Annotated in this window: 26 protein-coding genes, 1 tRNA gene and 1 pseudogene; 14 read left to right on the plus strand and 14 right to left on the minus strand. The window is 68.3% G+C overall.

The window, feature by feature from the left end:
• The first annotated feature begins 47 nt into the window (after positions 1 to 47).
• Positions 48 to 692: an AAA family ATPase gene (locus ACIBK9_RS31140; RefSeq protein WP_397162329.1), complete on the plus strand. Its 645-nt coding sequence runs from the start codon at positions 48 to 50 to the stop codon at positions 690 to 692.
• Here the strand turns inward: ACIBK9_RS31140 and ACIBK9_RS31145 are convergent.
• The gene (locus tag ACIBK9_RS31145; RefSeq protein WP_358302482.1) at positions 617 to 1,237 is read right to left on the minus strand and encodes a TetR/AcrR family transcriptional regulator; all 621 of its coding nucleotides are present in this window, start codon (positions 1,235 to 1,237) and stop codon (positions 617 to 619) included. The genes ACIBK9_RS31140 and ACIBK9_RS31145 overlap by 76 nt on opposite strands.
• Positions 1,238 to 1,289: 52 nt before the next feature.
• Between ACIBK9_RS31145 and ACIBK9_RS31150 the strand changes: the two genes are divergently transcribed.
• On the plus strand, positions 1,290 to 3,563 hold the full coding sequence (locus ACIBK9_RS31150) for an excinuclease ABC subunit UvrA (RefSeq protein ID WP_397162330.1): 2,274 nt from the start codon (positions 1,290 to 1,292) through the stop codon (positions 3,561 to 3,563).
• Here ACIBK9_RS31150 and ACIBK9_RS31155 read toward each other — a convergent pair.
• On the minus strand, positions 3,472 to 4,251 hold the full coding sequence (locus tag ACIBK9_RS31155) for a putative hydro-lyase (RefSeq protein WP_358302488.1): 780 nt from the start codon (positions 4,249 to 4,251) through the stop codon (positions 3,472 to 3,474). The genes ACIBK9_RS31150 and ACIBK9_RS31155 overlap by 92 nt on opposite strands.
• 160 nt (positions 4,252 to 4,411) lie before the next feature.
• Between ACIBK9_RS31155 and ACIBK9_RS31160 the strand changes: the two genes are divergently transcribed.
• Positions 4,412 to 6,043, plus strand: coding sequence for a sodium:solute symporter family protein (locus ACIBK9_RS31160; RefSeq protein ID WP_397162331.1), 1,632 nt, complete (start codon positions 4,412 to 4,414; stop codon positions 6,041 to 6,043).
• Positions 6,040 to 6,207, plus strand: a complete 168-nt coding sequence (locus ACIBK9_RS31165) for a hypothetical protein (RefSeq protein ID WP_352353608.1) — start codon at positions 6,040 to 6,042, stop codon at positions 6,205 to 6,207. Before ACIBK9_RS31160 ends, ACIBK9_RS31165 begins: the two co-directional genes overlap by 4 nt.
• A gap of 107 nt (positions 6,208 to 6,314) precedes the next feature.
• Here ACIBK9_RS31165 and ACIBK9_RS31170 read toward each other — a convergent pair whose 3' ends face one another.
• Both ACIBK9_RS31170 and ACIBK9_RS31175 read right to left on the minus strand, forming a co-directional pair.
• Positions 6,315 to 6,554: a hypothetical protein gene (locus ACIBK9_RS31170; protein ID WP_358302494.1), complete on the minus strand. Its 240-nt coding sequence runs from the start codon at positions 6,552 to 6,554 to the stop codon at positions 6,315 to 6,317.
• Positions 6,554 to 6,778, minus strand: a complete 225-nt coding sequence (locus ACIBK9_RS31175; protein WP_125631040.1) for a DUF6158 family protein — start codon at positions 6,776 to 6,778, stop codon at positions 6,554 to 6,556. The genes ACIBK9_RS31170 and ACIBK9_RS31175 overlap by 1 nt, the downstream gene beginning before the upstream one ends.
• A gap of 96 nt (positions 6,779 to 6,874) precedes the next feature.
• Between ACIBK9_RS31175 and ACIBK9_RS31180 the strand changes: the two genes are divergently transcribed.
• On the plus strand, positions 6,875 to 7,807 hold the full coding sequence (locus tag ACIBK9_RS31180) for a LysR family transcriptional regulator (RefSeq protein WP_352327067.1): 933 nt from the start codon (positions 6,875 to 6,877) through the stop codon (positions 7,805 to 7,807).
• A 279-nt stretch (positions 7,808 to 8,086) separates the two neighbouring features.
• Here the strand turns inward: ACIBK9_RS31180 and ACIBK9_RS31185 are convergent, their stop codons facing one another.
• On the minus strand, positions 8,087 to 8,668 hold the full coding sequence (locus tag ACIBK9_RS31185) for a histidine phosphatase family protein (RefSeq protein WP_397162332.1): 582 nt from the start codon (positions 8,666 to 8,668) through the stop codon (positions 8,087 to 8,089).
• 239 nt (positions 8,669 to 8,907) lie between these two features.
• Here ACIBK9_RS31185 and ACIBK9_RS31190 point away from each other — a divergent pair.
• Positions 8,908 to 8,981: transfer RNA gene (locus ACIBK9_RS31190), tRNA-Ile, on the plus strand.
• A 426-nt stretch (positions 8,982 to 9,407) separates the two neighbouring features.
• On the opposite strand, the gene ACIBK9_RS31195 is transcribed toward ACIBK9_RS31190, so the two are convergent.
• On the minus strand, positions 9,408 to 10,205 hold the full coding sequence (locus ACIBK9_RS31195) for a site-specific integrase (RefSeq protein ID WP_397162333.1): 798 nt from the start codon (positions 10,203 to 10,205) through the stop codon (positions 9,408 to 9,410).
• 310 nt (positions 10,206 to 10,515) lie between these two features.
• Positions 10,516 to 10,989, minus strand: a pseudogene (locus ACIBK9_RS31200) (site-specific integrase); the annotation flags it as partial.
• Positions 10,990 to 11,696: 707 nt separating this feature from the next.
• Between ACIBK9_RS31200 and ACIBK9_RS31205 the strand changes: the two are divergent.
• Together ACIBK9_RS31205 and ACIBK9_RS31210 are read left to right on the plus strand one after the other, a co-directional pair.
• Positions 11,697 to 12,533 (plus strand): transposase family protein, encoded by an 837-nt coding sequence (locus ACIBK9_RS31205; RefSeq protein WP_397162350.1) that lies wholly within the window; start codon positions 11,697 to 11,699, stop codon positions 12,531 to 12,533.
• A 1,031-nt stretch (positions 12,534 to 13,564) separates the two neighbouring features.
• A complete protein-coding gene (locus tag ACIBK9_RS31210) occupies positions 13,565 to 14,110 on the plus strand; it encodes a pyridoxamine 5'-phosphate oxidase family protein (protein WP_397162351.1) in 546 nt (181 codons plus the stop codon).
• A 301-nt stretch (positions 14,111 to 14,411) separates the two neighbouring features.
• Here the strand turns inward: ACIBK9_RS31210 and mctP are convergent, their stop codons facing one another.
• The 5 genes from mctP to ACIBK9_RS31235 form a co-directional block, all read right to left on the minus strand.
• Positions 14,412 to 16,061: a monocarboxylate uptake permease MctP gene (gene mctP / locus ACIBK9_RS31215; RefSeq protein WP_397162334.1), complete on the minus strand. Its 1,650-nt coding sequence runs from the start codon at positions 16,059 to 16,061 to the stop codon at positions 14,412 to 14,414.
• Positions 16,058 to 16,498, minus strand: coding sequence for a DUF3311 domain-containing protein (locus ACIBK9_RS31220; protein ID WP_397162335.1), 441 nt, complete (start codon positions 16,496 to 16,498; stop codon positions 16,058 to 16,060). The genes mctP and ACIBK9_RS31220 overlap by 4 nt, the downstream gene beginning before the upstream one ends.
• On the minus strand, positions 16,489 to 16,674 hold the full coding sequence (locus ACIBK9_RS31225) for a YbdD/YjiX family protein (RefSeq protein WP_189648231.1): 186 nt from the start codon (positions 16,672 to 16,674) through the stop codon (positions 16,489 to 16,491). The genes ACIBK9_RS31220 and ACIBK9_RS31225 overlap by 10 nt, the downstream gene beginning before the upstream one ends.
• Complete coding sequence (locus tag ACIBK9_RS31230) at positions 16,671 to 18,848, minus strand: carbon starvation CstA family protein (protein ID WP_397162336.1); 2,178 nt, start codon at positions 18,846 to 18,848, stop codon at positions 16,671 to 16,673. Before ACIBK9_RS31230 ends, ACIBK9_RS31225 begins: the two co-directional genes overlap by 4 nt.
• A gap of 92 nt (positions 18,849 to 18,940) precedes the next feature.
• On the minus strand, positions 18,941 to 19,195 hold the full coding sequence (locus ACIBK9_RS31235; protein ID WP_397162352.1) for a DUF3311 domain-containing protein: 255 nt from the start codon (positions 19,193 to 19,195) through the stop codon (positions 18,941 to 18,943).
• A gap of 163 nt (positions 19,196 to 19,358) precedes the next feature.
• On the opposite strand from ACIBK9_RS31235, the gene ACIBK9_RS31240 reads away from it, so the two are divergent.
• From ACIBK9_RS31240 to ACIBK9_RS31250, 3 genes are read left to right on the plus strand one after another with little or no spacing between them, the layout of a single operon-like run.
• Positions 19,359 to 20,891, plus strand: coding sequence for a sodium:solute symporter (locus tag ACIBK9_RS31240; protein WP_397162337.1), 1,533 nt, complete (start codon positions 19,359 to 19,361; stop codon positions 20,889 to 20,891).
• Entirely contained in the window at positions 20,888 to 21,505 is a 618-nt protein-coding gene (locus ACIBK9_RS31245) for a SigE family RNA polymerase sigma factor (protein WP_189648234.1), read from the plus strand. The genes ACIBK9_RS31240 and ACIBK9_RS31245 overlap by 4 nt, the downstream gene beginning before the upstream one ends.
• Positions 21,502 to 21,804 (plus strand): hypothetical protein, encoded by a 303-nt coding sequence (locus tag ACIBK9_RS31250; RefSeq protein ID WP_397162338.1) that lies wholly within the window; start codon positions 21,502 to 21,504, stop codon positions 21,802 to 21,804. Before ACIBK9_RS31245 ends, ACIBK9_RS31250 begins: the two co-directional genes overlap by 4 nt.
• Before the next feature lie 281 nt (positions 21,805 to 22,085).
• Here the strand turns inward: ACIBK9_RS31250 and ACIBK9_RS31255 are convergent, their stop codons facing one another.
• Entirely contained in the window at positions 22,086 to 22,298 is a 213-nt protein-coding gene (locus tag ACIBK9_RS31255) for a DUF397 domain-containing protein (protein WP_397162339.1), read from the minus strand.
• On the minus strand, positions 22,289 to 23,107 hold the full coding sequence (locus ACIBK9_RS31260) for a helix-turn-helix transcriptional regulator (RefSeq protein ID WP_397162340.1): 819 nt from the start codon (positions 23,105 to 23,107) through the stop codon (positions 22,289 to 22,291). The genes ACIBK9_RS31255 and ACIBK9_RS31260 overlap by 10 nt, the downstream gene beginning before the upstream one ends.
• Before the next feature lie 593 nt (positions 23,108 to 23,700).
• Between ACIBK9_RS31260 and ACIBK9_RS31265 the strand changes: the two genes are divergently transcribed.
• The 3 genes from ACIBK9_RS31265 to ACIBK9_RS31275 all read left to right on the plus strand — a co-directional run.
• Positions 23,701 to 24,177, plus strand: a complete 477-nt coding sequence (locus tag ACIBK9_RS31265; RefSeq protein WP_397162341.1) for an ATP-binding protein — start codon at positions 23,701 to 23,703, stop codon at positions 24,175 to 24,177.
• Between the two features lie 230 nt (positions 24,178 to 24,407).
• Entirely contained in the window at positions 24,408 to 24,611 is a 204-nt protein-coding gene (locus tag ACIBK9_RS31270) for a hypothetical protein (RefSeq protein ID WP_397162342.1), read from the plus strand.
• A gap of 37 nt (positions 24,612 to 24,648) precedes the next feature.
• Positions 24,649 to 25,042, plus strand: a 394-nt coding sequence (locus ACIBK9_RS31275; RefSeq protein WP_397162343.1) for a hypothetical protein, incomplete at its 3' end; no start/stop codon positions are given.

The raw sequence follows: 25,042 nt of genomic DNA on the forward strand, positions 1-25,042 counted from the left end.
CGCCCAGGCGAGGCACCCGCGTACGCAGATCCGCGTAGGTTGGGCGCATGACGACCGTGTGGGTGATCAGCGGGCCGCCGGGGGCGGGCAAGTCCACGGTGGCGGCCGAGCTGCTGGCCCGCCTGTCGCCGGTGCCCGCCCTGCTCGACAAGGACACCGTCTACGGCGACCTCGTCGCGGAGGTCCTGCGGGCCCACGGCCGCGACCAGGGCGAGCGCGAGGGCCCCTGGTACGACCGGCACGTCAAGCACCACGAGTACACCGGCCTGACCAGGATCGCCGCGCAGATCCGCGGCCACGGCTGCCCGGTGCTGCTCGACGGCCCGTTCACCGCGCAGGTGCACGACGCGGTGCGCTGGGCGCGGTGGGTGGCGGAGCTGGGCGGCCCGCCCGTGCGCCTGTTGTGGGTGCGTTCGGACGGGCCGACGCTGCGCGCCCGGCTGGAGGCGCGCGGCCTGGCCAGGGACGCGGGCAAGCTGGCGGCCTTCGCCGACTACCTGAGGAACATCCGGGTGGACGAGCCGCCCGTCGTGCCGCACCTGGAGATCGACAACCGGCGGGGCGCGCCGCCGGTCGGCGACCAGCTCACGGCGGCGGGTACACCGCCGCGACCAGCTCACGGCGGCGGGTACACCGCCGCGAACACGGCCGGCAGCCGGGGGACGAGCCGGGTGAACCGCCCCTCCTCGTAGGAGGCGCCCGGCTCGTTGCTGAGCTGCTGGGACACGGGCCCGGCGATCAGGCTCGCGGCCAGGGCCAGCCCCTCCTCGCCCGCGGCGTCGGGATGCAGCTCACCGCGCCCGACGGCGGCCCTGATCAGCTCGGCGAAGTGCTCGTGGACGGCCAGCGCGGGCGCGTACGCCTCGGGCGAGGGCGCGAACCCCGGCACCGGCCGCCAGAACATCAACTGGGCCAGCACCTGGTTCTCCATGATCCACCGCGCTCCGGCCTCCAGGGACGACCCCATGGCCGCCAGCCCCGGCTCGTGCGGCTCGGCCCCCCGCCGCACGGCCGCCAGGTAGCCCTCCTGCCCGCGCCTGAACAGGGCGTCGTAGACCGCGTGCCGGGACGGGAAGTACTTGTACAGCGACGGCGGCTGGATGCCGAGCCGCCTGGCCACGGTCGCCAGGCTCAGCCCGGCGACGCCCTCCTCCGCCATCACGTCGAGGGCGATGCCGAGGATCTCGGCCTGCGTCTCGGCTCGCCGTCGTGCTCGCCGGTCGGGAATGTCAGCCACATGAATTAGCTTAGGCTATAGGTAGTAGCCAAAGCTATTGGGGGTGTGGCACGTGTCGCGCGACATCGAGCTGATCGGCCTGCGGCAGAACAATCTCAAGGACGTCTCGCTGCGGCTGCCCAAGGAGCGGCTGACGGTGTTCACCGGCGTGTCGGGGTCGGGCAAGTCCTCGATCGTGTTCGGCACCATCGCCACGGAGTCGCAGCGGCAGCTCAACGAGACCTTCAGCGCGTTCGTCAGGAACCGGCTGCCCAAGCACGAGCGCCCGCGCGCCGAGCGCATGTCCGGCCTGACCGCCGCCGTGATCGTGGACCAGAAGCCGGTCGGCGGCGGCGCCCGCTCGACCGTGGGCACCATGACCGAGGTGCACGCGATCCTGCGGGTGCTGTTCTCGCGGCGCGGCGAGCCGTCGGCGGGGCCCGCGACGGCGTACTCGTTCAACGACCCGCAGGGCATGTGCCCGGTCTGCGACGGTCTGGGGAAGAAGGTGGAGGCCGACGTCGGCAAGCTGCTCGACGAGGACCTCTCCCTGAACGAGGGTGCGATCCGCATGGCCCCGCCCGGGTCGTACGTGTGGCAGCTCTACGCCAGGTCGGGGCTGTTCGACCCGGACAAGCCGTTGCGCGGCTTCACGCCGCAGGAGCGCGACCTGCTGCTGTACGGCGGCGGCTTCAAGGTCAGCCGCGGCGAGTACACCAACACCTACGAGGGGCTGGTCACCCGGTTCGAGCGGATCCACCTCAAGCGCGACCTCGACCAGCTCGACAAGGCGGCGGCGCCGTACGTGCGGCAGGCCACGTGCCCGGAGTGCGGCGGCCGGCGGCTCAACGCGGCCGCGCTGGCCTCGCGCATCGATGGGTTGTCCATCGCCGACCACTGCGCGATGGAGGTGACCGACCTCATCGGCGCGCTGGAGAGCCTGGGCGACCCGGTGGCGGAGGCGGCGGTGGAGTCGTTGCGCCGGATCGACGCCATCGGCCTCGGCTACCTCAGCCTCGACCGCGGGACGCCGACGTTGTCGGGCGGCGAGGCGCAGCGGCTCAAGACCGTGCGGAACCTGGGCAGCAGCCTCACCGGCATGACGTACATCTTCGACGAGCCCAGCGTGGGGCTGCACCCGCGTGACGTCCACCGGCTCGGCGACCTGCTGGTCGAACTGCGCGACAAGGGCAACACGGTGCTGGTCGTCGAGCACGACCGCGACCTGATCGAGCTGGCCGACCACGTGGTGGACATGGGGCCGGGCGCGGGCACGCGGGGCGGCCAGGTCGTGTTCGAGGGCACGGTGGCGGCGCTGACGTCCGGCGGCACGCTGACCGGCCGCATGCTGCGGCGGGTCACCGGGCTCAAGGACGCCGTGCGCGCCCCGGCCGGCTGGCTGACCGTCGAGGGCGCGAACGCCCACAACCTCAAGGACGTCACCGTACGCGTGCCGCTCGGCGTGCTCACCGCGGTCACCGGGGTGGCCGGGTCGGGCAAGAGCACGCTGATGCGCCAGGAGCTGGTCGCCCGGCATCCGCACGTGGTGCTCATCGACCAGTCGGCCATCGGCGGCTCGCCGCGCTCGACCCCGGCGACGTACCTCGACGCCATGGACCCGCTGCGCAAGCTGTTCGCCGACGCCAACGGGGTGCGGCCGGGGCTGTTCAGCTTCAACTCGGCCGGCGCGTGCCCGGTGTGCAAGGGGCGCGGCGAGATCAAGACGGACCTGGCGTTCATGGACCCGGTGACCCGGGTGTGCGACGCGTGCGGCGGCAGCCGGTACAGCCCGGAGGCGCTGTCGTACACGGTGGCGGGCCGCACGATCGCGGACGTGCTGGCGATGACGGCCGAGGAGGCCGCGGGCCTGTTCGACCTGCCGGGCATCGGCGGGCTCGGCGCGCTGGGGCTCGGCTACCTGACCCTCGGGCAGCCGCTCAGCACGTTGTCCGGCGGGGAGCGGCAGCGGCTCAAGCTGGCGCACCGGATGCGCGAGCGCGGTCAGGTGTACGTCTTCGACGAGCCGACGACCGGGCTGCACATGGCCGACGTGGACACGCTGCTGGCCCTGCTCGACCGGCTGGTGGACGGCGGCGACACGGTCATCGTCGTCGAGCACGACCTCGACGTGGTCAAGCACGCCGACTGGGTCATCGACCTCGGCCCCGAGGCGGGCCGGCACGGCGGCGAGGTGATCTTCGAAGGCACCCCGGCCGAACTGACCGAAGCATCCACCTATACCGCGAAATATCTGGTCAAGTCACTCGATAGTCGTCGTCCCGGACGTCCAGCACGGCCATGTGACCGGGCAGATGACCGATCGCGTACTCCACGCCGCTCGCCATGACCGCCGCCTGCGGCGTCACCCCGCAGGCCCAGAACAGCGGCACGTCCCCCGGCCGCAGCTCCACCGGGTCACCGAAGTCGGGACGCCCCAGGTCGAGCACGCCGATCGCGGCCGGGTCGCCCACGTGCACCGGCGCGCCGTGCACCCGCGGATACCTGCCGCTCACCTCGACGGCCCGCCGCACCAGCTCCTCCGGGACCGGCCGCATCGAGACGACCAGCGGCCCCGACAGCGAGGCGGTGGACTCGCACGGCACGTTCGTGCGGTACATCGGCACGTTCCTGCCCTGCTCCAGGTGCCGTACCGGGACGCCGGCGGCCAGCAGCGCCGCCTCGAAGGTGAAGCTGCAGCCGATGAGGAACGGCACGAGGTCGGCCCGCCACTGCCCGGTCACCTCATCCAGGTCGGCCACGGGCTCGCCGTCGCGGTAGAGGCGGTAGCCGGGCAGGTCGGTGCGCAGGTCGCCGCGGAACAGGGTGGTCGACCAGGCGCCCGGCTCGCCCACGTCCAGCACGGGGCACGCCCGGGGGTTGCGGTGGGCGAACAGCAGCAGCTCGTACCGCAGGGCGGCGGGCACGGCGATCAGGTTGGCCTGCGTCCAGCCGCGGCACCAGCCCGCGGTGGGCACCCGTTCGCCGACGCGGAAGCGGGCCCGCGCCTGCGCGGGGGTCAAGGTGGCGACGTCCACCTCTCGACACTATGGCGACCACCGCACACGGTCCACAACGCACCCCACCACAGCGCCCGCCGCACGCCGCACGCCGACCACAACGCACCTCACCACGGCGACCTCCCGCACCCCACCCGCAGTGCGGCTATCGCGGTGTTTTCCGGGTAGCGGGCCGGTTGTGCGATTAGACGTCAACCTCCTCGACTACCTGCTCATCGCGGTCTACTTCGCCACCGTGCTCGCCATCGGGTTCGCCGCCCGCCGCCGGATCAGCTCCAGCCTCGACTTCTTCCTGGCGGGCCGCGGACTGCCCGCCTGGATCACCGGGCTGGCGTTCGTGTCGGCCAACCTGGGCGCGATCGAGATCCTCGGCATGGCGGCCAACGGCGCCCAGTACGGCGCGATGACCGTGCACTACTACTGGATCGGCGCCGTCCCCGCGATGGTGTTCCTCGGCATCGTGATGATGCCCTTCTACTACCGCTCGAAGGTGCGCAGCGTCCCGGAGTTCCTGCGCAGGCGCTTCAACGGCGCCACCCAGCTGCTGAACGCCCTCATGTTCGCGGTCGCGCAGATCCTCATCGCCGGGGTGAACCTGTACGCGCTCGCGCTGGTCATGGAGGCCCTGCTGGGCTGGCCGCTGCCGGTGTCGGTGGTGGTCTCGGCGCTGATCGTGCTCTCCTACATCACGCTCGGCGGCCTGTCCTCGGCCATCTACAACGAGGTGCTGCAGTTCTTCGTGATCCTCGCCGGGCTGATCCCGCTGACCGTGCTCGGCCTGGTCAAGGTCGGCGGCGTGGCCGGGCTGTCCGACAAGGTACGGCAGAGCGCGCTCGGCGAGGGCGGCCTGCACACCTGGGCCGGGACCGCCGGCTCCAACCCGATGCAGGCCCACTGGATCGGGATCGTCTTCGGGCTGGGGTTCGTGCTCTCCTTCGGCTACTGGACGACGAACTTCGCCGAGGTGCAGCGCGCCCTGTCGGCCAGGAACACCAACGCGGCCCGGATGACGCCGATCATCGCGGCCTTCCCCAAGCTGCTGATCCCGCTGGTCACGGTGCTGCCGGGGATGATCGCGCTGGTGCTCTTCGGCGACCTGGGCAAGGGCCAGGACTACAACGACGCGATCCCGCTGCTCATGCGCGACCTGCTGCCGAACGGCGTGCTCGGCGTCGCGGTGACCGGGCTGCTGGCCTCGTTCATGGCGGGCATGGCGGCCAACATCAGCGGGTTCAACACGGTGTTCACCAACGACATCTGGCAGGCGCACGTACGGCCCGACCGCCCGGACGGCTACTACCTGAACGTCGGACGCGTCGCCACCGTCGCCGGCGTGGCGCTCGGCGTGGGCACGGCGTTCATCGCGGCCGGCTACTCCAACATCATGAACTACCTGCAGGCGCTGTTCAGCTTCTTCAACGCGCCGCTGTTCGCGACGTTCGTCGTCGGGCTGTTCTGGCGGCGGATGACGCCGTGGGCCGGGTTCTGGGGGCTGCTGGCGGGAACGCTGAGCGCCTTCGCGTCGTACTTCGCCTACAAGGCCGGCGTGGTGGACTTCGGCACCGAGCTGAACGCCAGCTTCTGGGGCGCGGGCATCGCCTTCGCCGTGGACGTGCTGGTGTCGGTGATCGTCACGCTGGTCACCACGCCCAAGCCGGAGCGGGAGCTGCGCGGCCTGGTGTACGGCCTGAACGCCGCGGACCTGGAGGACGACGCCCTCGCCGGCGACACACGCTGGTACCGCTCGCCGGTGCTGCTCGGCACCGGCGCCGTGATCCTGGCCGCCCTGTTGTACGGAGTGATCCTGTGAGCGACATCCGGATGGTGATCGGCGGGCTGTTCCTGCTGTACGGCGTGATCCTCGTCGTGGCCGGCCTGCTGGGGGACGCGGTGAACCTGTGGACGGGCCTGCCGATGGCCGTCTTCGGCGCCGCCTTCGTCCTGTGGGCCCGCCTCCGCCCCCTCAAGCCCTAGCCGCACCGCCCTCGACCCGCCCTACAGCCCACAGGCCGTACGCCCGGCCTGCGGGCCCCGCGCCGGCACCGCTGCGGCGGCGGCGGCGCGGGGCCGTCCGCGCCCGTTCAGTACTCGACCTCGAAGGTGTGGGGACCGAGGCCGTACCCGTCGCCCCGCGGGACGACGTATCCCTGGTTCGCGAGGACGGCCAGGCTGTCGCGCACCTCGTCGTCCTCCAGGCCGGTCGCCCGGATCACCGCCTCCAGGCCGGCCACGCCGCCGGACCCGATCGCCTGCGAGGCCACCGCCTCGTAGACGTGGATGTCGACGTCCGACAGCTCCTGGACGTCATGCCCCTCGGACATCAACGTTGCCTCGCCCCCTCCCTCAGCCTGGCCGGATCGACCTCGCGGTCGGGGAACCTGCGAAGGTATTCCGCCTCTAGCTCATTGGTACGGGAAGTGTGACGTGCCAGAGCATCGTCTGATCCATGGAAGAATGTGTCACTACGAGTGGCATGGAGTTGCCGCAGCTCGCGTACCACATCCTCGTCGCTGAGCTGGGCCGGATCTATTCCCATCGTCGTCATGGGTTCCCCCTACCCCAGACACCCCCGACAATATCTGTCACAATTCCTGACATATAGCCATTGTTTGGGAGCGATTCGTCGCCTTACCTTCCCGGTATGGACCTCGAGCTCAGGCACCTCAGGATCGTCCGCGCGGTAGCGGACGCGGGAAGTGTGAGCAAGGCCGCGTCCCTGCTCGGGCTGGCACAGCCGGCCCTCACCGCCCAGCTCAAACGGATCGAGAGGGTGCTCGGCGGCGCCCTGTTCGAACGTGACCGCCACGGGGCGCGGCCCACGCGACTCGGCGAGCTGGTGCTCGCCCGGGCGCGCGTGCTGCTCCCCGCGGCCAAGGAATTGCAGGACGAGGCAGTACGATTCGCCCACACCCCCTCCCCCGGCTTCCGCATCGGCGCCACCAACGGCCCGATACTCGGCGGCCTGGTCGACCGGCTGGCCGCGGAGCGCACGGTCACCACGTTCACGTCGTGGTCAACGCACGAGCTGATCAACATGGTCGAGCTCGGCCGCCTCGACTACGTGCTGACCGGCGCCTGCGGCGACTCCGGCACCCCCACAGGAACGCTCCTGTGGGAGACGATCAGCGTCGACCCGGTCTTCGCCCTCGTCGGCGAGGACCATCCGCTCGCCAAGGAGAAGGAGGTGGAGCTGGCCGACCTTGCCGGCGAACAATGGGCCGTCACCCCCGGCGACGGCTGCTTCGCCGACTGCTTCGCCATGGCGTGCGCCCGAGCCGGCTTCACCCCCGGAACGATCTACGAGACGGACGTCCCGACCTGCACCCACCTCGCCCAGGTGGGCCGCGCCGTGGTGCTCTGCCAGGCGACCCACCAGGCCCTGCCGGGGCTGGCCATGGTCCCGCTCTCCGGCGCGCCGCTGCGCTGGCGGCAGCTCCTCGGCCGCCACCCCACCGCCCCCGACGCCACCTGGGTGGTCGCCCAGGCCAAACAGGCGCACACCGAGGCCGTACGCCGCAGTCCGGTCTACTCCGATTGGCTCGCACGCAACCCGGCGTACGGCACCGCGCCATAACACCCTGATAGGAGTGAAGTAATAACTCCTCGCCCCGTGGGCCCGCCGTTACCGTGACGGCACCCCCAGCGGCGGGAGACAACCCAGCTCCACCCGCCGGCGCTGATCGCGGACGCGATCGGCGCATCAGCCATGTCCGGCTGCCTGGGCCGCGACCATCACGTCCAACTTCACCCTGAACCGACCCCCGCCTCCAGGCAAGGCGCAATGCCACCTCGCACCCAAGGCCCGATGCCATGTCGCACTCCGAGGCGCTACGCCACCACACACCCCAAGGCGCTACGCCACCACGTACTCCCACCCGGGCCGCCACTCGAACGGCGCGTCCACCAGGTCTTCAAGCGGAGTGCCGTCCAGCAGGTGCTGCAACGCCCACCGATTGGCCGAATGGGACACCACCAGCACCGTGGCCCCCTGCCACTCCTCCCGCAGGTCGTCGAGGAACGCGGCCGTCGCTGCCACGACCTGCCGATAGCTCTGCCCGCCCGGCCACGGCGTGTCGATGTGCCGCCTGCGCAGGGCCGCCACCTCGCTCACCGGCCGTCCGCTGTAGCTGCCGTAGTCGCACTCCCTGAGCCGCGCGTCGAGCCGGACCTCCTTCCCGCCCTTCCCGCCCTTCCCGCCCTTCCCGCCCTTCCCGCCCTTCCCGCCCTTCCCGCCCCCGAACGCCACCTCCACCGTCTCGACCGCCCTGCGCAGATCCGAGCAGTAGACGACGTCCACCCCCCGCCTCCGCACCCCGAGCTCGGCGGCCAGCTCCCGCCCCCGCTCGGACAACTCCCCCGGCAGCCACCCGGTGGCGACGCCGATCTCGTTGTCCACAGTGATGGAGTGGGTCTCGTACACCACCTTGATCGCCATATCGGCACCGTACTTCCTCTCCCAACCCCTCCCATTCCGCCCACAGCAAACACAACCCCCAACCGAGACCCGAATATGATCGACACGACTCCACCAACCTTGCCCGGCATGGAATGATGTCCGCGGGACCCCGTCCCCATCCGGCCGTGCGGCACACCCGGATCCGATGCTCTAGCCTTGACATGCGCGAGCCTCACCAAGATCCACCCGCCGCACACCGCATGTCACAACTGAATCCAGGGGCGGTAGCTCAGCCGGTCAGAGCATCGGACTCATAATCCGTGGGTCGTGGGTTCAAGTCCCACCCGCCCTACTCATCAAAACCGCATCCGACCTGGGGTTTCTCGCTTCTCGCTACCCTCGGATCTTGCTATTGATCATGGTTGGTTGCTCCATGGTTGCTCTTGTGTACGGACCGTGTACGCCGGTAGATCATTTAGACCGCCATCGTCAGTTCAGACCCCGGTGACGACCAACAGAAGACCAAGCCAGAAGGCCTGCACGGCCCCCGCCCGTCAGCGATGACTTGTTGTGCGGTCAAGTCTCGCCCAAGCCGCCCCGTCGGGCTCGACAGGCATTTCCAACCAGCAGATAAAAGATCCGCTGCTACTCGCGCCGATCCTTTAGCCCCCTTGCAGCGCAAGCAAGGAATCAACCGGCTGAACCGGCCGTGCGCCGGCCCTGGAGAACAAGCACGCAGGCCCACCGATGAATCGGCGGGCCTGCTGAGTTCGGTGGATCAGGTAATGGCGTCGCCGGTGTGGTTCGGCAGGGTGATCAGCCGGGCGCTCTGGGCACCTGCGGCTGCGGTGTTGATGAGGGCGGCGGTGGATTCGGCGGCGGCGCGGGCCACCTCGGGGTAGACGCTGGTGTACGTGTCTCGGGTGAAGGTGGACGACACGTGCCCGAGCGTCTCCTGCACGACCTTCAGATCGACCCCCGCGGCCAACATGATCGACGCGGCCCCATGCCGCAGATCATGCAGCCGCACCGGCGGCAACCCCGCTTGGAAGGCCAACTGGTAGAACTGGTCGCTGACCTGCTGCGGATGCAACGCCCGGCCGACCTCGTCGGTGAAGACGAACCCGCTGTCCGTCCACGCCTCCCCCGCCGCCAGCCGCTCAGCCGCCTGCCGCTTGCGGTGCGCACGTAGCGCAGCGACAGTGTCGGCGTCCAACGCGATGGTGCGATCACTGGCCTCGGTCTTCGGCCTGCCCTGCACCGGCTCCCAGCCCAGCTGGGTGATCTGCCAGTGCACCCCTGCGGTCCCGGCGGCCAGGTCGACGTCCTTCCACCTCAGCCCGACCGCCTCGCCCCGGCGCAGCCCGCGCAGAGCGATCAACCGATACAGCGCGAACAGCCGACGGGTCGCCGCCTGGGCGAGGAAGGCGAACGTGTGCGAGGGCGTCCACACCATCACCGGAGACGGACGCGCACACGTTGACCATCTGAGCGCGGCTGAGCCGAGCCCCGCGCCGCCGCTGCTCGATATCGAGCCGCTCCTGCAGGTCCCGGTTCCAGGCGGCCACCCGCTCATCGGTCCACACCAACGCCTTGGGCCGCTCGGCGTCAGGGAGTTCGACCACCGCAGCCGGGTTGAAATCGATCAGCCGATCCTGCTTGATCGCGATGTTCAGCGCATGCCGCAAGGTGGCGCGGATGCGATGCATAGTGGCCGGACCGGCCGGCCGCCGATACCGCACCTTGGCCCGCTCCTCGGGATCGGCGCTGGCGCGGGCGGTGGTGATGACGTCGTTGAACTCCTCAATCGCATCGAACATGCCTGCCACATCCGACACCCGCAGCCGGTCCAGCCGGATGTCTCCGAGGTAGGGGGTGAAGTACAGGCGGATGTGCGCCTCGTACGAGCGGCGCGTGGTCGGGTCGATCTTCCGCTTGCGGCGCAGGAACTCGTCCATCCATTCGGCGACTGTGACGGTGGGGTTGAGGTCCTGGCGGGTGCGGACCTTGCGCCGCACCTCCTCCACCGGCGGCAACGCCTTGGTGTCCTTGAGCGTGGCCAGCATCAGCTCAGCGATCTCCCGCTGCACGTGCGGGTCCTCATCCAACGCCAGCAGCGCCCGAGCCTGCTCCAGTTCGGCCTCCACCTCCTCCAGCGTCGCAAAGCCCCGGCGGCGAAGCGGATTGCGTCGCTGTCCGTCGGCGTGCGCGGGCAACTCCAGCTGAAAGGCCCACGTACCGTGGGTGCTGCTCCACCGCTCCCCGCCGCCAGGGCGGCGCAGCTTCGAGCACGCCTTGCCCAGCCTCTTCCCCGTAGCCTCGTCCCGGCAGGAACACGTCTTGAAGGTGGTTCCGTTCATCGTCGCGTTGCGCCTTCCTTGTTCGCTGACTTCGCGTCGCCAACCGCTTGACGTCGCGCTTCCCGCGGCGCTCCCCCGTCCCCACGCCCCGTGGGGTACGAGGGATGCTGGACGCTCCTGGCGGCGCTCGGCGTACCGTGTCCATCACCGCGCGGGTCGCCGTCGGCGGCCCGGAAGGGGGATTGCCGCGCCCCGGCACGGAGGGCGGCCCTGGTCGGCCCGTACAGACCCGTTAGGGGCCTATAGCGGGGGACCTGCGGTGCCACCGACCGGCCCGGGGCGGTCGGTATCGACGCCCACCTTCACCACCCATGTCAAGCGATATCCGCTGGTCACAATGCCCCGGTGCACGTCGCGACCAGGACTGGATGGCATCGGATTGCATGCCTCGCCGGAGGACGCCGGCCTCACGCAGAGAGTCCCTCGCCGATCGCACGGTGGCAGCCTCAGCTGGTGCGGAAGGCGCATGAAGAGTCGGCGAAGTAGCTGGACTGTACGGTCACCATCAGACGCCCCGATCTAACGAGCGAATCATCCCTGTCACTGAGGTGATCTCAGCGAAATAGTTCGGGCGATTGGGATTTCTTGGACGCCGTCTGTGGCGTTCCGGGCCTTTCGGGAGGAGTCACCGAAGGCCGGAAACAGACGTGGAGCCCCCGGTAGAAGAGTTCTCACCACAAGAATCTCAGCCGGCCGAAAGGCTCCACGTGATTGCTCATCGTGCCACGCTCGACGTCTCCCGCGCACTCGTTCAGTACGTCGCGCGGCTCTTGCACGAAGAACGCCGACTGCGTGGCACCCCGCAAGGCAGCCGAGCCTTGAGCCCGTTCCGGCAGGCGGTCATAGTGCTGCGCTGGTTCCGCGGCGAGCACGACATTCCCAAGCTCGGTCGTGACCATCGCACCTCCCGGGCCACCGCCTACCGCTACATCCACGAAGGCATCGGAGTGCTCGCAGCTCAAGCACCGGATCTGCACGAAGCCCTCGACCGTGCCCAAGCCGAAGGACTGGCGTACGTGATCCTGGACGGCACCCTGATCCCGATCGATCGCTGCGCCGAACAGAGGCTCAGCGCCAAGGGCGAACCCATCGACGCCTGGTACTCCGGCAAGGCCCACCAGCACGCCGGCAACCTCCAGGCACTGTTGGCACCCGGCGGGCTGCCGTTGTGGATCGCCGAGGTCGAGCCCGGCTCCGTCCATGACCTCACCGTCGCTCGCGCACAGGTGCTGGGCGCGCTGTACGCCGCAGCCGCACGTGATTTGCCCACCCTCGCCGACAGCGGCTACGACGGCGCCGGAATCGGCATCCACACGCCGATCAGGCAGCCCGAAGGCAACCAGATCCTCAGCCCGGACAACCGCACCTACAACCGGCTGCTACGCGCCTTGCGCTGCCTCGGCGAACGCGGGTTCGCCCTGCTCAAAGGCCGCTGGCGGACCCTCCAGCACATCACTGTCAGTCCCAGCAGAATCGGCGACGTCGCCCGCGCGGCACTTGTCCTCACCCATTTCGAGCATGACTACCTACTGGCAATTCGCTGAGATCACGTCACTGATCTAAATACCGGCCAGAAAGGCCGAGTTAGGACAGGACGGGAGGCCAACTCCTGGTCAAATCGGCATCGGACTCCGAACCGAGCAGCTCGAGCAATCAGCAGCAGCGCATAGCTTAAGACTCGCAACATATATGGACGGATCGCCACCGGTCGCTTCGTGCATGCGTGTCGCGCTGACACCTTTTGAACGCGCGGGACAGAATGCGGCACGCGCTGACATGCGTAAACAGAGCTGGGGACTTTTAATCCGTAGGTTCCGGGTTCGAGCCCCGGGCACCCTACCAGTCCATACTCTATCTGACCCGGGCTTTCTCGATTCTCGGCTCGTCTCCGAGAGGTGAGAATGGCCGAGATCATGCTCGTCACATGCTCTTCGGCACGGGTTCGGCATGTCAGTGGGCTGTGTCCAGGGATGGAATGCCCGCTTCGCGTAGGCGGCTGCCGGGCGGCCTGGCCCCGATGGGTAAAGCCGGACCCGCCAGGCATTCAAGGCAAGGGGTGCGATGCAAGGGGCGCACGGCAGGCCGCGCCCGACTTACCCTCAGGCCCGTCCAGGGGCTCACAAAGCCGCTCTCGGCCGAGATCATCCGGCTGGTCGGCGCGGTGCTGGTCGAGCAGACCGACGAATGGACCGAGGCTCGCCGCTACATGGGCCTGATGTGCTTACCAAGGCCCGCGTCCGGTTCCTCGCGACTGACACACCAGCCCCGAACTCACTCCCGCAGGCACTTGCCGCCTAACCCGCAGAAACAGGATCACGCGAAGGCTGATTCATGCACCACCTCCGTGGACGTGACCGGCCGGTGGACCAGCAGTGGTGTGCGATGTCGAGGTGGAGGGCCTTGGCACGAGCGGTCGGCAGCGCCGCACTTCCTGGTCATTGACTCACACAGCCGGAGTGGATGGTGCGGGGTGAGGCATCCGTCGGGACTCGCGAAGAGCTCGATCTGTGTCAGAAGCCGGGCTTGGGCGCCGGGTTGCGTAGGCTTCGTCACAAGAAGGCGAAAGGAGTTCCGCATGACGGCGAAGGAGCCCAGGACCGAGCTCGATGCTCGCTACAGCTCGGCGTTGAACCCGCGCCCGGGCGCGGAGAACGTCACCGCCACCGAGTGGGCCGAGGCCCAGCGCCGGCTGCGGGCCGCCGAGATCTTCTGGATCACCACGGTCAGGGCGGACGGCCGGCTGCACGTCACGCCGCTGATCGCCGCCTGGCACGACGGGGCGCTGCACTTCAGCACCGGGCGGGACGAGCAGAAGGCGAAGAACCTGGCCGGCAACGCCCACTGCGCACTCACCACAGGGCACAACTCGCTTTCCGAAGGTCTCGACATCGTGATCGAGGGCATGGCGGAGCGGGTGACGGATCCGGCGCGGCAGGATGAGGTCATCGCCGCGTTCGAGGCGCAGTACGGGGACCACATCACCTCGTCTGAGGGGACCTTCTACGGCTTTGGCGACAGCATCCGCAAGGGCGACGACCTGCTGTTCGCGGTGGCACCCGGCACGGCGTACAGCTTCGGGCACGACAGCCAGGTGTTCAGCCACACCCGCTACACCTTCTAGCCTGCGCACAAGGAAGCCTCTGTTCGCCAGGGGAAGGCATGCCGCGGGAAGGGCCCTTCCATCGGATCGATCCTCATTTGCACCCTCTGGTCTGGCTGGTCCTCCCCACGAACCATGCGCAGCGCAGCACGCCAGCGATCACGTCTGTCCGCCTCGCCGCCAAGTACCGATACGACCAGAGGCCTCGCTAGATTCGCGACCTCCTGCCACGACCGAAGGAGCCGCTGCGCCTCGGCGACGTCATCGCCCAGGCTCCCATGGGCGCTCCGCGCCCCCATGACCCTGTTCCCGCCAGCCGGAATCACCGGATGAGTTCCCGGATGGGTTCGACGCGCGGATCGTCGATATCCGCATGGTAGTCGTCGGCCGAGGTCTCATCGCGGCCCGCCGGCCGTTTCGCCACACGGAACGCGAGAGTGGCGGCCACGCTCACGGCCGTGTTCAGCACGCAAGCGGTCAGGGCGACGTAGCTGAGACGGCCGCCGCCGATGACCGGGATCTCCGCGAGCGATCCGCCGAAGTGCCTGCCGGTTCCGGGGTTGACGATGCCGTAGACGGTAACGGTGCCGTACACCATGCCGGACGCCCAGCCGGCGAGCAGCGCACCGGGGTGGAACCAGCGGGTGTAGAGCCCGACCACGATCGCCGGGAAGGTCTGCAGGATCCAGATTCCGCCGAGGAGCTGGAAGTCCAGCGCGAACTTCCTGTCGAGGAACAACACGAAGGCCAGCGCTCCGAACTTGACGAAGAGGGAGGCCGCCTTGGAGACGCGCAGCTCGTCTTGGGAACTCGCGTCCGGCCTGATGAACTCGCGATAGACGTTACGGCTGACGAGGTTGGCGGCGGCGATGGACATGATCGCGGCGGGTACGAGAGCGCTGATGGCTATGGTGGCCAGGGCGATGCCGGTGAGCCAGCTCGGGAACAGGTCCGCGAAGAGCCGCGGGATCACGAGTTGGGGGTTGGGCTGACCGTCCATGCCGACAGGGCGCGTACCGGCCGCGATCGCGAAGAAGCCGAGCAGCGCGAACAGGCCGAGAACCAGCGTGAAGGCCGGCAGGAGTGCGGCGCCGCGGCGCACGACGTCGCGGCTTCTGGTCGCGAGCACGGTGGTGACCGTGTGCGGATACACCACCAGGGCCATCGCCGACCCGAGAGCCAGCGTGGCGTACGGCCAGAAGCCGCTCGCTCCCGGGATGAAGACCCCAGTGGGGCGCCCGGTCTTCGGATCGGGCGCGGCCATCCTCTCCTGGGCCGAGGCGAAGATCGTCTCAAGGCCGCCCAGCCGTGGGAGCAGGACGACGAACGCGGCGGTCACGACGAGGAACAGCAGAAAGGCCTTCAGGACGGCGATGAACGCGGGCGCCCGGAGCCCGCTGACGTAGGTGAAGGCTGCCAGGACGGTGAAGGCGACGGCGAGAGGCAGGTCGTTGACGAGAGGGTTGCTGCTCCCCAGGCCGAGCACCTCGAACACGGCCTGGATCCCCACCAACTGCAGCGCGATGTAGGGCAGGGTGGCCAGCAGTCCGGTAAGGGCCACCGCGAGCGTGAGCCCTCTGCTCCGGTAGCGGCCGCGCACGAAGTCGGCGGGAGTGACATAGCCGTGACGATGGGCCACTGACCACAGACGTGGCATGACTGTGAAGATCAACGGATACACGATGATGGTGTAGGGGACGGCGAAGAAGCCGCTCACCGCGCCCGAGGCGAACATCGCCGCCGGTATCGCGATGAAGGTGTAGGCCGTGTAGATGTTGCCGCCCAGGAGCAGCCACGAGGTGAGGGTGCCGAAGCCCCGGTCGGCCAGCCCCCACTGGTCCAGCGCGTTCACGGTGCCCGTGATGTGGCGGCCTTTCCTGCCCTGGACCGCGGCGAACCCCGTGACCGTGACGATCAGGAAGAAGATCACGAGGATCGTGAGAGCGGTCCAGTCGATGCTATCTCGGTTCATCGGCTTCTCTCTCCGGGGCCGGCGGGCCGATGCGCGCCGGTTCGAGCCTGGCGGGTGGGGGTCGTGTGAAGGTAGGCGCACCAGGTGAGGCTGGAGGACAGGAAAATCCACAGGAACTGGTACCAGTAGAAGAACGGGAGGCCGAACAGCCGTGGCTCAGCACCCGCATAACCTTCGATCCAGAGCAGCGCCGGGAAGGGCAGCCACAGCGCCCCGATGCTCAGCTTCGCCCAGGGCCCGGAGGTCCTGTGTCTGACCGGCCGGGCCGGCGGTGACGATGGGGTTGCCACGTCGTCTCCTGAAGTGTCGTCGTCTCCCCCGAGGTGAGGACAGGACGCCGGCCCCTCCCACCCGCTCGCCCGAGAGTGGTGGGCGAGCAGGCGGGAGGGGGCCGGCGGGGATAGCGGATCAGGTGACGGATCCCGCCTCAGCAGCACCGGATGCCGGGACTCTTCTCCCGAAGGTCGGATCGGTGCCGCTCGAACTCCCGCCGTGACAGCGGCGGCGAGTGCGGATGGGATCGGTGCTGGGCGAGGTACCGGTCGTATTCACCGGAACCCGTGAGTTCGCGCAGGTACCAGCGGGCGAAGCGCAGCAGTGAAACCACGGTCATGATCGCTGGCCGTCCGCTCCGTTGTTCCCCGCACCCACCTCGGCCAGCTCGCGCCGTTCCGCCGCGGTGGCGAATAACCCCGCAGGTGCCACGATGCTGGATTCGACATAGGGCGCCTCTGCCATCGGCAGGGGGTCACGGGACCGTAGGGCGCGCCGGCACACGACCACGGCGTTGCCGACGACGATGATGACCAGCAGCGCGAACATCGCCGCCAGCACGCCGTCGACGGTGGAGTTGACGACGACCGCCTGCATGTCGTCGAGGTTCTTGGCGGGCGCGATCACCTTCCCCACGGCCAGCGCGTCGGCGTACTTTTCCCGCTGGGCGAAGAAGCCGATCTTGGGGTCATCGTGGAAGACCTTCTGCCAGCTGGCGGTCATCGTCACCGCCAAGTCCCAGGCCAGCGGTACGCCGGTGACCCACGCCCACTTGAACTTGCCCGACTTGATCAGGATCGTGGTGCCGAGGGTCAGCGCGATGGCGATCAGGAGCTGGTTGGAGAGGCCGAACAGCGGGTAGAGCTGGTTGATGCCGCCCAGCGGGTTGGTGACGCCGGTGTACAGGAAGTAGCCCCAGGCCAGCACGACCGCGGCGCTGGCGCCCCACAGGCCGGGCTTCCAGCTCACCCGCCCGATCGGCTTCCACAGGTTGCCGAGGGAGTCCTGAAGCATGAAGCGGGCGACGCGGGTGCCGGCGTCCACGGTGGTCAGGATGAACAGCGCCTCGAACATGATCGCGAAGTGGTACCAGAACGCCTTGAACGCGGCGCCGCCAAAGATCCCGGACAGGATCTCAGAGATGCCCATCGCGAGGGTGGGGGCACCGCCGGTGCGGGCGATCACGGTCTGCTCCTGAACCGCCGCCGCGGCGGCGCGCAGGTCATCCGGGGTGATGACGAAGCCCAGTTTCGCCACGGCGGCGGCGGCGCTTTCCGGCGAGGTGCCGAGCAGACCAGCGGGAGCGTTCATCGCGTAGTAGAGACCGGGTTCGAGCGCGCACGCGGCGATCAGCGCCATGATGGCGACGAACGACTCCATGAGCATCGCGCCGTAGCCGATCAGCCGGACCTGCGACTCCTTCTGGATCATCTTCGGCGTGGTGCCGGAGGCGATGAGCGAGTGGAAGCCCGACATCGCGCCGCAGGTGATGGTGATGAACAGGAACGGGAACAGCGACCCGGCGAAGACCGGCCCGGTGCCGCTGAGCGCGAACGTGGTGATCGCCTCGTTCTGCAAGTGCGGCGCCGCGATGACCACGCCGACCGCGAGCAGCCCGATCGTGCCGATCTTCATGAACGTCGACAGGTAGTCGCGCGGCGTCAGCAGCATCCACACCGGCAGGACGGAGGCCAGGAACCCGTAGACCACCAGGCAGATGACCAGCGTCTGCGGGCTCAGCGTGAAGGCGTCGGCCCAGGCCGAGTTCTGGACCCAGCCGCCGCCCGCGATGGCCAGCAGCAGCAGCACGACCCCGATCACCGTGGTCTCCATGACCTGCCCCGGCCGCAGAACGCGCTGGTAGAAGCCCATGAAAAGGGCGATGGGGATGGTCATCGCGATGGAGAAGGTACCCCACGGCGAGTGTGCGAGCGCGTTCACCACCACCAGGGAGAGCACCGCGAGCAAGATGATCATGATGGCGAACACCGCGACCAGCGCGGCGGTCCCGCCCACCGGGCCGATCTCCTCGCGCACCATCTGGCCCAGGCTCTTGCCGTCACGGCGCATCGAGAAGAACAGGGTGACCATGTCCTGGACCGCCCCGGCCACGATGACCCCGACGATAATCCATATGGTCCCCGGCAGATATCCCATCTGCGCGGCGAGGACCGGGCCCACCAGCGGCCCGGCACCGGCGATGGCGGCGAAGTGGTGGCCGAACAGCACCCGCCGGTCGGTCGGATGGTAGTCGACCCCGTTGTCCAGCCGTTCCGCGGGAGTCGCGCGACGGTCGTCGATGCCGAGCACCCGGCGGGCGATGAACCGGGAGTAGAACCGGTAGGCGATCGCGTACGAACCGAGGGCGGCGGCCACCAGCCAGATCGCCGAGATCTCCTCTCCTTGTGACAGGGCGACGACCCCCCAGGCGACCGCACCTACCAGGGCGACTGCCGTCCATATGAGGATCGACTTGGGGGTTGGTCTTGATTTCGCGGTGCCGTTTTCGGGCATGGCTGATTCTCCTGAACTCAGGGCATGGCAGAGCAGCCGGTACTACGAGGGAAAAATCGCCCGGAGATCCGAACGAGGTGATGTGGTCGGTGTTACCGGCGACGCCGGTCGTAGGTGAGATGACGATCGCGAGGCGGGCGATCCGCGCCACGTCTCAGGACGTAGGCAACGGCCATGAACACCACGCTCCCTGGCACCCAGATGAGCTGGTACCAGAAGAAGAACCTCATTCCGGCCAGATGTGGCGCGTCGTAGGAATACCAGGGCACCCACAGGAGTGCCACGATGGGCAGGACCAGACAGATACCGGCCGCGAAACGTCGCGCCCGCCGCGTCGGCTTCGCCATCGTCGTCCTCCGGAATGTTCCCGCGTTCTTGTTGCAAGGGTTGCGGACGGTTCCGATCTGGTTTACGCCGATTTCGAGGAGATTTCGTGTCAACCAGCAGTGCGGATTACGCAACCTAGAAGTACTTCCCGGGCGTTGTGGACGGTGGCCGATGATTGAGCCGATGAGCACGGTGACGTTCCTCGCCGTGCTCGGCGGCACCTCCCTGCTCGCGGTCGCCGCGCGCTGGTTCCGGCCGCCTCCCGAGCTGCCCACGTTGGAGGACTGGGCGCTGGCGCGCCGCCAGTTCGGCACCCCGACGACGTGGTTCCTGCTCGGCGGGACCATCTACACGGCCTACACGTTCGCCGCCGTACCAGGTCTGGTGTACGGCACGGGCGCGCTCGGGTTCTTCGCCCTGCAGTACACCGTGATCATGTGCCCGCTGGCGTTCGTACTGCTCCCCCGGCTCTGGTCGGCGGCGCGCCGGCACGGGTACATCACCCCCGCGGACTTCGTCCGGGGTCATTACGGCTCCCCCGCCCTCGCACTGGTCGTCGCGGCGACCGGCGTGCTGGCGACCATGCCCTACATCGCGCTGCAACTGGGGGGCATCCGTTCGATCCTGTCCGCCGTCGGGCTGTACCCGAGGGGGGCGCTCGGCGACCTCGCGCTGGTCGCCGTGTTCGCTGTCCTCGCCGTGGCGACCTACCGGCACGGGCTGCGCGCGCCGGCGATCATCTCGCTGATGAAGGGCGCGGCCGTCTTCTGCTCGATCCTGGCCGTCTCCTTCCTCGTCCTCGATCGGTTCGGCGGGCCCGGGCCGATGTTCGACAGCGCGGAGCGCGCACTGTCCGGCGGGGAGACGACTCAGGCATCGTTGACGCTCGATCCGAGCCAGTTCCCCGTCTACGCCACCCTGGCCCTCGGCTCGGCCCTCGCCCTGCTGATGTACCCCCACGTGCTGACGGCCGCCTTCGCCGCGTCCGGCCCGGACACGCTGCGCCGCGCGGCGGTCGCGCTGCCCCTGTGGACGGCGGTGCTCGGACTGTTCGCCATGCTCGGGGTCGCTGCGCTCGCCGCCGGCATCCAGCCCCCATCCACCGGCGCGGAAACCGCCGTCCCCCTGCTCGTCAAGGACCTGATGCCCGCCGCCCTCACCGGTCTGGTCTTCGGCGCTCTCACCGTGGGCGCGCTCGTACCGGCGGCGGTCATGTCGATCGCAGTGGCGACCTCGTTCGTTCGCAACATCTACGTCGAGTACTTCCATCCGAGGGCCACACCCAAGCACCAGACACGGATCGCCCAGATGGTCTCGCTCAGCACCAAGGTCGGGGCGGTCGTCTTCGTGTTCGGACTGCGCAACCAGGACGCCATCAATCTTCAACTGCTGGGCGGCGTCTGGATCCTGCAGACCTTCCCCGCCGTGGCGCTCGGCGTGTTCACCCGCCGTCTGCACCCCTGGGCGTTACTGGCCGGGTGGATGAGCGGTATGGCCGCGGGCACCCTCCTGGTGGTGCACAGCGGATTCTCGTCGCTGGTGCCCCTGGGCGTGGGCGGCCAGGAGATCCAGGCATACGCCGCGGTGGTCGCCATGACACTGAACCTCACCGTCGTCGTGACGTTGACCCCGCTCTTCAACCGGGTGGCCAGAACGCACACTCCGGCGTCGAGCTCTCCGGTCCCCCTACCCCCCGAAGCGGAGACGATCACATGACCGGGATTCGGCCACCCATACCATTGCCGACGTTCGCCGAATCCGGCTCCGTATCGGTCGACACGCCGCCCCCGGCACGGACGGACGGGCCGTCCGCCGGGGGACCGCCCACCCCCGGCCCGCCGGACGCCGGACGCGAGGCCGCGCTGACGCAGCTGTTCGAGACGCACTACACCGGCCTGCTCCGGCTGGCCGTGCTGCTCGGCGCCGACGACGCGGAGGACATCGTCGCCGAGGCGTTCTGCCAGCTGCACCGCCGCTGGAGCAGGCTGCGCTCGGCCGAGGCCGCCCTGCCCTACCTGCGCTCGGTGGTGTGCAACCTGGCCCGCATGAGACTGCGCCACTTGCAGGTCATCCGCAAGCACACCGATTGGACCACTGACCTCGAGCGGTCGGCCGAAAGCGTCGCCCTGCTCCACGACGATCAGAAAGCGCTCATCGAGGCCCTGCAGCGGCTCTCGGCCCGGCAGCGAGAGGCCCTCGTCCTGCGCTACTGGCTCGGTCTACGCGAAAGCGACATAGCCGAAGCCATGAGCATCTCCTGCGGTGCGGTCAAGGCGCACACCAGCCGCGGCATGGCCACCCTCACCAAGATCATGCAGGAGCGACGATGACGACCGGCCCCGCCAGCACCGAGGACCAGCTACGCGAGGTTCTCGACAAACTCGCCAACGGCGTCCAGCCGGCCCCGGACGCCTACCGCCGGGTCCAGGGCGAATGGCGACGGCGCGAGCGCAGACGCCGGCTCATCCTGGTCATCCTCGTGGTGCTCGTCCTCGCGATCACCGACATCGTGGGGCTGTGGGCGCTGAACCAGTACCAGGACCGGCCGCACGTGGCCCCCAGGGAGCCTGTACCGGCCCGATCGCACGTGCCGCCCGCCAACGACCTGCCAGACCTCCCGGTACGGTGATCGGCACCAGGTCCGCACCCTCGCGGACCTGGTGCACCTGCGGTGGGCGGCTACGGTCGAGTCATGCAGTCCGAAGCCCTTGGGACGTTGTAGACCGCCCTTTGGGGATTGGCCGACGGGCCTCGGCCGGACTACCTGACGCTTCAACATGGCAACTTCGTGTCGGAACACCATGATCTCGACATCCTTGGATGCCTGGCTACGCCCCAGCAACACCAGCCGGCCAAACACCCGAATCAACGGCAGATACAGCAGACGAACCATGAATCGCGGACAGGGGATCAGAAGTCGAACTCGCCGTTCTTGGCACCGTCGATGAACGCAGCCCATACTTCGGGTCGGACGACGAACGGAGCCTGGTCAGGCGCTTCGGTGTCACGGATGCCGACACGACCGCCGGACAGCGGTGCGACTTCGATGCAGTCCCCGCCATTACCGGTCGAGCGTGTCGCCTTGCGCCAGGCCGCCGTCTCCAGCTCGGCCGTCAGGTCCATTTCTCCACCATCTTCCTGATGAACTCGACCGACGCCCTCTGGGGGAGAGCATCCGCCCGGATGGCGTCCAATTTCATGGTAACCATTTCAACCACCTCGGCATGGCTTGTGACTAGCGGTTCCGCGGCGGTCTCCAGGTACACCGTGCGACGGGTGCCATTGGGAGCTTTCGCGATGACGATACCTCCGCTCAAGCCGGGGTTGGCGCCCAGCGGGCAGATCTGCACGGTGATGTGTGGGACGTGCGTAGCCTCCAGCAGTCGCTCCAATTGCTCGTGCATGACTCCAGGATTGCCGATGGGCCGGCCGAGTACCCCCTCGTCCAGTACTACCAAGTAGCGAGGCGGATTGGTGCGCGTGAGGATCTTCTGTCTGGCCAGACGGGTAGCCACGAGGGCATCGATGCGTTCGGTGTCGTAGCCGTTCTCGCTTTCCAGTAGGGCGCGGGCGTAGTCGGCCGTCTGCAGCAGCCCGGGGATCACCAGAGGCTGCCAGGTGCGCAGGGATTGGGCCTGTTCCTCTTCCTGCAGCCAGGGTGCGAACCAGGTTGGGGCGGTGTCGCGGTGGTGCGACAGCGAAGCCCACAGGTCACGCAGGCCGGGCCCGAGTGCCTTCTCGACCTCGGTGAGGAATTGTTCGGTGGGCGGGCGTTTGCCCACCTCGACCGCGCCGATCTGGCTGGATGAGTACCCGGCGCGGCGTCCGAGTTCGGCCTGGGTGAGCCGGGCTTCCTCGCGCATGCGCCGCAGCTCAGCGCCGAATGCCGCTGTCCTGCTCTCGTTCGGGTCGAGTTGGCGCGGTGCGGGCATGTTCCACCTCCACATGATTGGTCCCACATCGGCCACGCATCCCGCACTCATGAATGCGACAGGCTGTCGGATGAATGGCGGCGAAGACTGCGCCACAACTTACCGTCAAGACACCAAGCTATGGAGAGAACACAGGGAGTCAAGGGGCTCGCACCCCTTCATTCCACAAATGATCTCGTAAATGGTGCGGCACCTCCGGCCACAAAGAGAACAAAAAGCGACAAGAGGGTGTTCTACGTGAATACGCATTCGTGTGGTGGTTCAGTGCGCCTCGGCCTGGCCTTGCGCCAAACACGGCACGCCTTCATCCAGATCGGGAAGATTCGCACCGGAATCGAACTGGGAGCTCGGGAGCAGGTCACCGAGGCTGGGAGAGGTTTTGAAGCATTTCAGAAACCAGACAAGCTGCGGCTGACGGAACCTGGTCTGGACTCGCGCGTGCGGCCTTGCCGACTCAACGTCAACCGCAGGGCCTCATTCTCTGACATGCGCAGAGGCCGACGATCACCACAGCGTTTGTCTTCATCTCACATGGACGCAGAAAGTGCCGATGAAGGCTGGGAAGTAGCGAGGCGAATACGGTGATCTATCCCATGACTCCCATCACCCACTTCGAGGAACTTGGTGCCACCCAGCTAACGTGCAACGATCAAGCGCCATACCTAGCGCGTCAGGCAGTGTGCAGATGGTTGGGAACCGAACATGCCGCCTACGAGATCGCGACATTGGCGACCTCGGAGCTGGTCACCAACGCCGTGAAGTACACCGACGCCACCACCGCTGACGGCTCCCCTTGCCAGATCACGCTCAAGTTGTCCCAGGACGAGACCGTCCTGCGGCTGGTGGTGACCGATCCCGGCTCACGCTGCTCGACACCCGCACGCATCCCCATGCAGGAGGCGAACCTGCACTCCGAGCACGGACGAGGGCTGGCGATCGTGGACAACCTGTCGCGCAGCCGGTGGGGAAGCTACCGGACGCCCGGAAGTGGAGATCGCTGCGTGTGGTGCCACCTGGACCGCAAGCCCACCCCAGCGCAGCTGGAAGAGCTCTTCCAGACTCCGATCTAGCCCACCGCCGGACTCGTCGACTTGATCACCGCCCTCCCCGAAAGCGTCCCCTTCCCGGTCATCGTCGCTGTGCTCGTGCGGGGCCGAACGTCTTCGCCGCCGCGCTCAGGGACCGGTGGCGGGCTCGCCGCCGGCATGCCAGCGACCGCTCCCTGTTTTGCCGCTGACCACCTTCACCCACAATCCCGACCTCACGCCTCTTCCCATCTCTAGTGAAGGAAGGTTCCTCCATGCCTCGTGACAAGGTGCTCTGCGCGATGGCACTGCTCCTGACTGCCGGGTTCGTTGCCTTCGTGCTGCTGGCCCCCGCCACCCTGGCCCGGCCGGTGTCCCAGGCGGTGCTCGGGTCCATCCTCTGCGGCGTCGTTGCAGTGATCGCGCGGAAGGTCTTCCTCGCCCGGCGTTCCACCGGCCGTAACCAGCCACCTGCCTAGAAGTCGCCGCTGACCATCCTCTCTGGGAGGCCGTCTCATGTCTGAACCCGTCCCAGCCGCCGTGGCCGACCAGGCCAGTACCTACCTGGGCGACCTGCAGACTCTGCTGAAGGCGCAGGGCCTGCACACCCGCATCCTCACGCAGCCTGAGCGGCTGCCGAGGATGAGAGTCATCAATCCCGGCTGCGCCTCCCTGTGCGAGGTCATCACGGCCGCACCGGTAGAAGGCGAGTGGAGCTTCTGGTGGTCGTGGGCCGAACCGATCACCCCGGTCAGGGACGCGGCCATCGCCGCCAGACGCATCGGCCACGTGCTGACTCCGGCCGCCCACCAGTTTGAATCGCCCCGGGTTCGGTGGAGACTTGATCTCTTGAGAGGATCGAGTCCATGCCAGGTAAGTCTCCCTACCCCGCCGAGCTGCGCCGCCGTGC

Source organism: Nonomuraea sp. NPDC050227 (assembly GCF_044459705.1).
Lineage (GTDB): Bacteria > Actinomycetota > Actinomycetes > Streptosporangiales > Streptosporangiaceae > Nonomuraea.

Excerpts from the sequence above, each read along its gene's own strand:
- ACIBK9_RS31185 (WP_397162332.1), bottom strand. The coding sequence starts at position 8,668 with ATGGCGATCAAGGTGGTGTACGAGACCCACTCCATCACTGTGGACAAC.
- ACIBK9_RS31170 (WP_358302494.1), bottom strand. The coding sequence starts at position 6,554 with ATGTCCGAGGGGCATGACGTCCAGGAGCTGTCGGACGTCGACATCCAC.
- ACIBK9_RS31270 (WP_397162342.1), top strand. The coding sequence starts at position 24,408 with ATGCCTCGTGACAAGGTGCTCTGCGCGATGGCACTGCTCCTGACTGCC.
- ACIBK9_RS31140 (WP_397162329.1), top strand. The coding sequence starts at position 48 with ATGACGACCGTGTGGGTGATCAGCGGGCCGCCGGGGGCGGGCAAGTCC.
- ACIBK9_RS31175 (WP_125631040.1), bottom strand. The coding sequence starts at position 6,778 with ATGACGACGATGGGAATAGATCCGGCCCAGCTCAGCGACGAGGATGTG.
- ACIBK9_RS31195 (WP_397162333.1), bottom strand. The coding sequence starts at position 10,205 with ATGAGCGGGTGGCCGCCTGGAACCGGGACCTGCAGGAGCGGCTCGATA.
- ACIBK9_RS31265 (WP_397162341.1), top strand. The coding sequence starts at position 23,701 with ATGACTCCCATCACCCACTTCGAGGAACTTGGTGCCACCCAGCTAACG.
- ACIBK9_RS31260 (WP_397162340.1), bottom strand. The coding sequence starts at position 23,107 with ATGCCCGCACCGCGCCAACTCGACCCGAACGAGAGCAGGACAGCGGCA.
- ACIBK9_RS31235 (WP_397162352.1), bottom strand. The coding sequence starts at position 19,195 with ATGGCGAAGCCGACGCGGCGGGCGCGACGTTTCGCGGCCGGTATCTGT.
- ACIBK9_RS31245 (WP_189648234.1), top strand. The coding sequence starts at position 20,888 with ATGACCGGGATTCGGCCACCCATACCATTGCCGACGTTCGCCGAATCC.
- ACIBK9_RS31210 (WP_397162351.1), top strand. The coding sequence starts at position 13,565 with ATGACGGCGAAGGAGCCCAGGACCGAGCTCGATGCTCGCTACAGCTCG.
- ACIBK9_RS31250 (WP_397162338.1), top strand. The coding sequence starts at position 21,502 with ATGACGACCGGCCCCGCCAGCACCGAGGACCAGCTACGCGAGGTTCTC.
- ACIBK9_RS31255 (WP_397162339.1), bottom strand. The coding sequence starts at position 22,298 with ATGGACCTGACGGCCGAGCTGGAGACGGCGGCCTGGCGCAAGGCGACA.
- ACIBK9_RS31225 (WP_189648231.1), bottom strand. The coding sequence starts at position 16,674 with ATGACCGTGGTTTCACTGCTGCGCTTCGCCCGCTGGTACCTGCGCGAA.
- ACIBK9_RS31230 (WP_397162336.1), bottom strand. The coding sequence starts at position 18,848 with ATGCCCGAAAACGGCACCGCGAAATCAAGACCAACCCCCAAGTCGATC.
- ACIBK9_RS31180 (WP_352327067.1), top strand. The coding sequence starts at position 6,875 with ATGGACCTCGAGCTCAGGCACCTCAGGATCGTCCGCGCGGTAGCGGAC.
- mctP (WP_397162334.1), bottom strand. The coding sequence starts at position 16,061 with ATGAACCGAGATAGCATCGACTGGACCGCTCTCACGATCCTCGTGATC.
- ACIBK9_RS31240 (WP_397162337.1), top strand. The coding sequence starts at position 19,359 with ATGAGCACGGTGACGTTCCTCGCCGTGCTCGGCGGCACCTCCCTGCTC.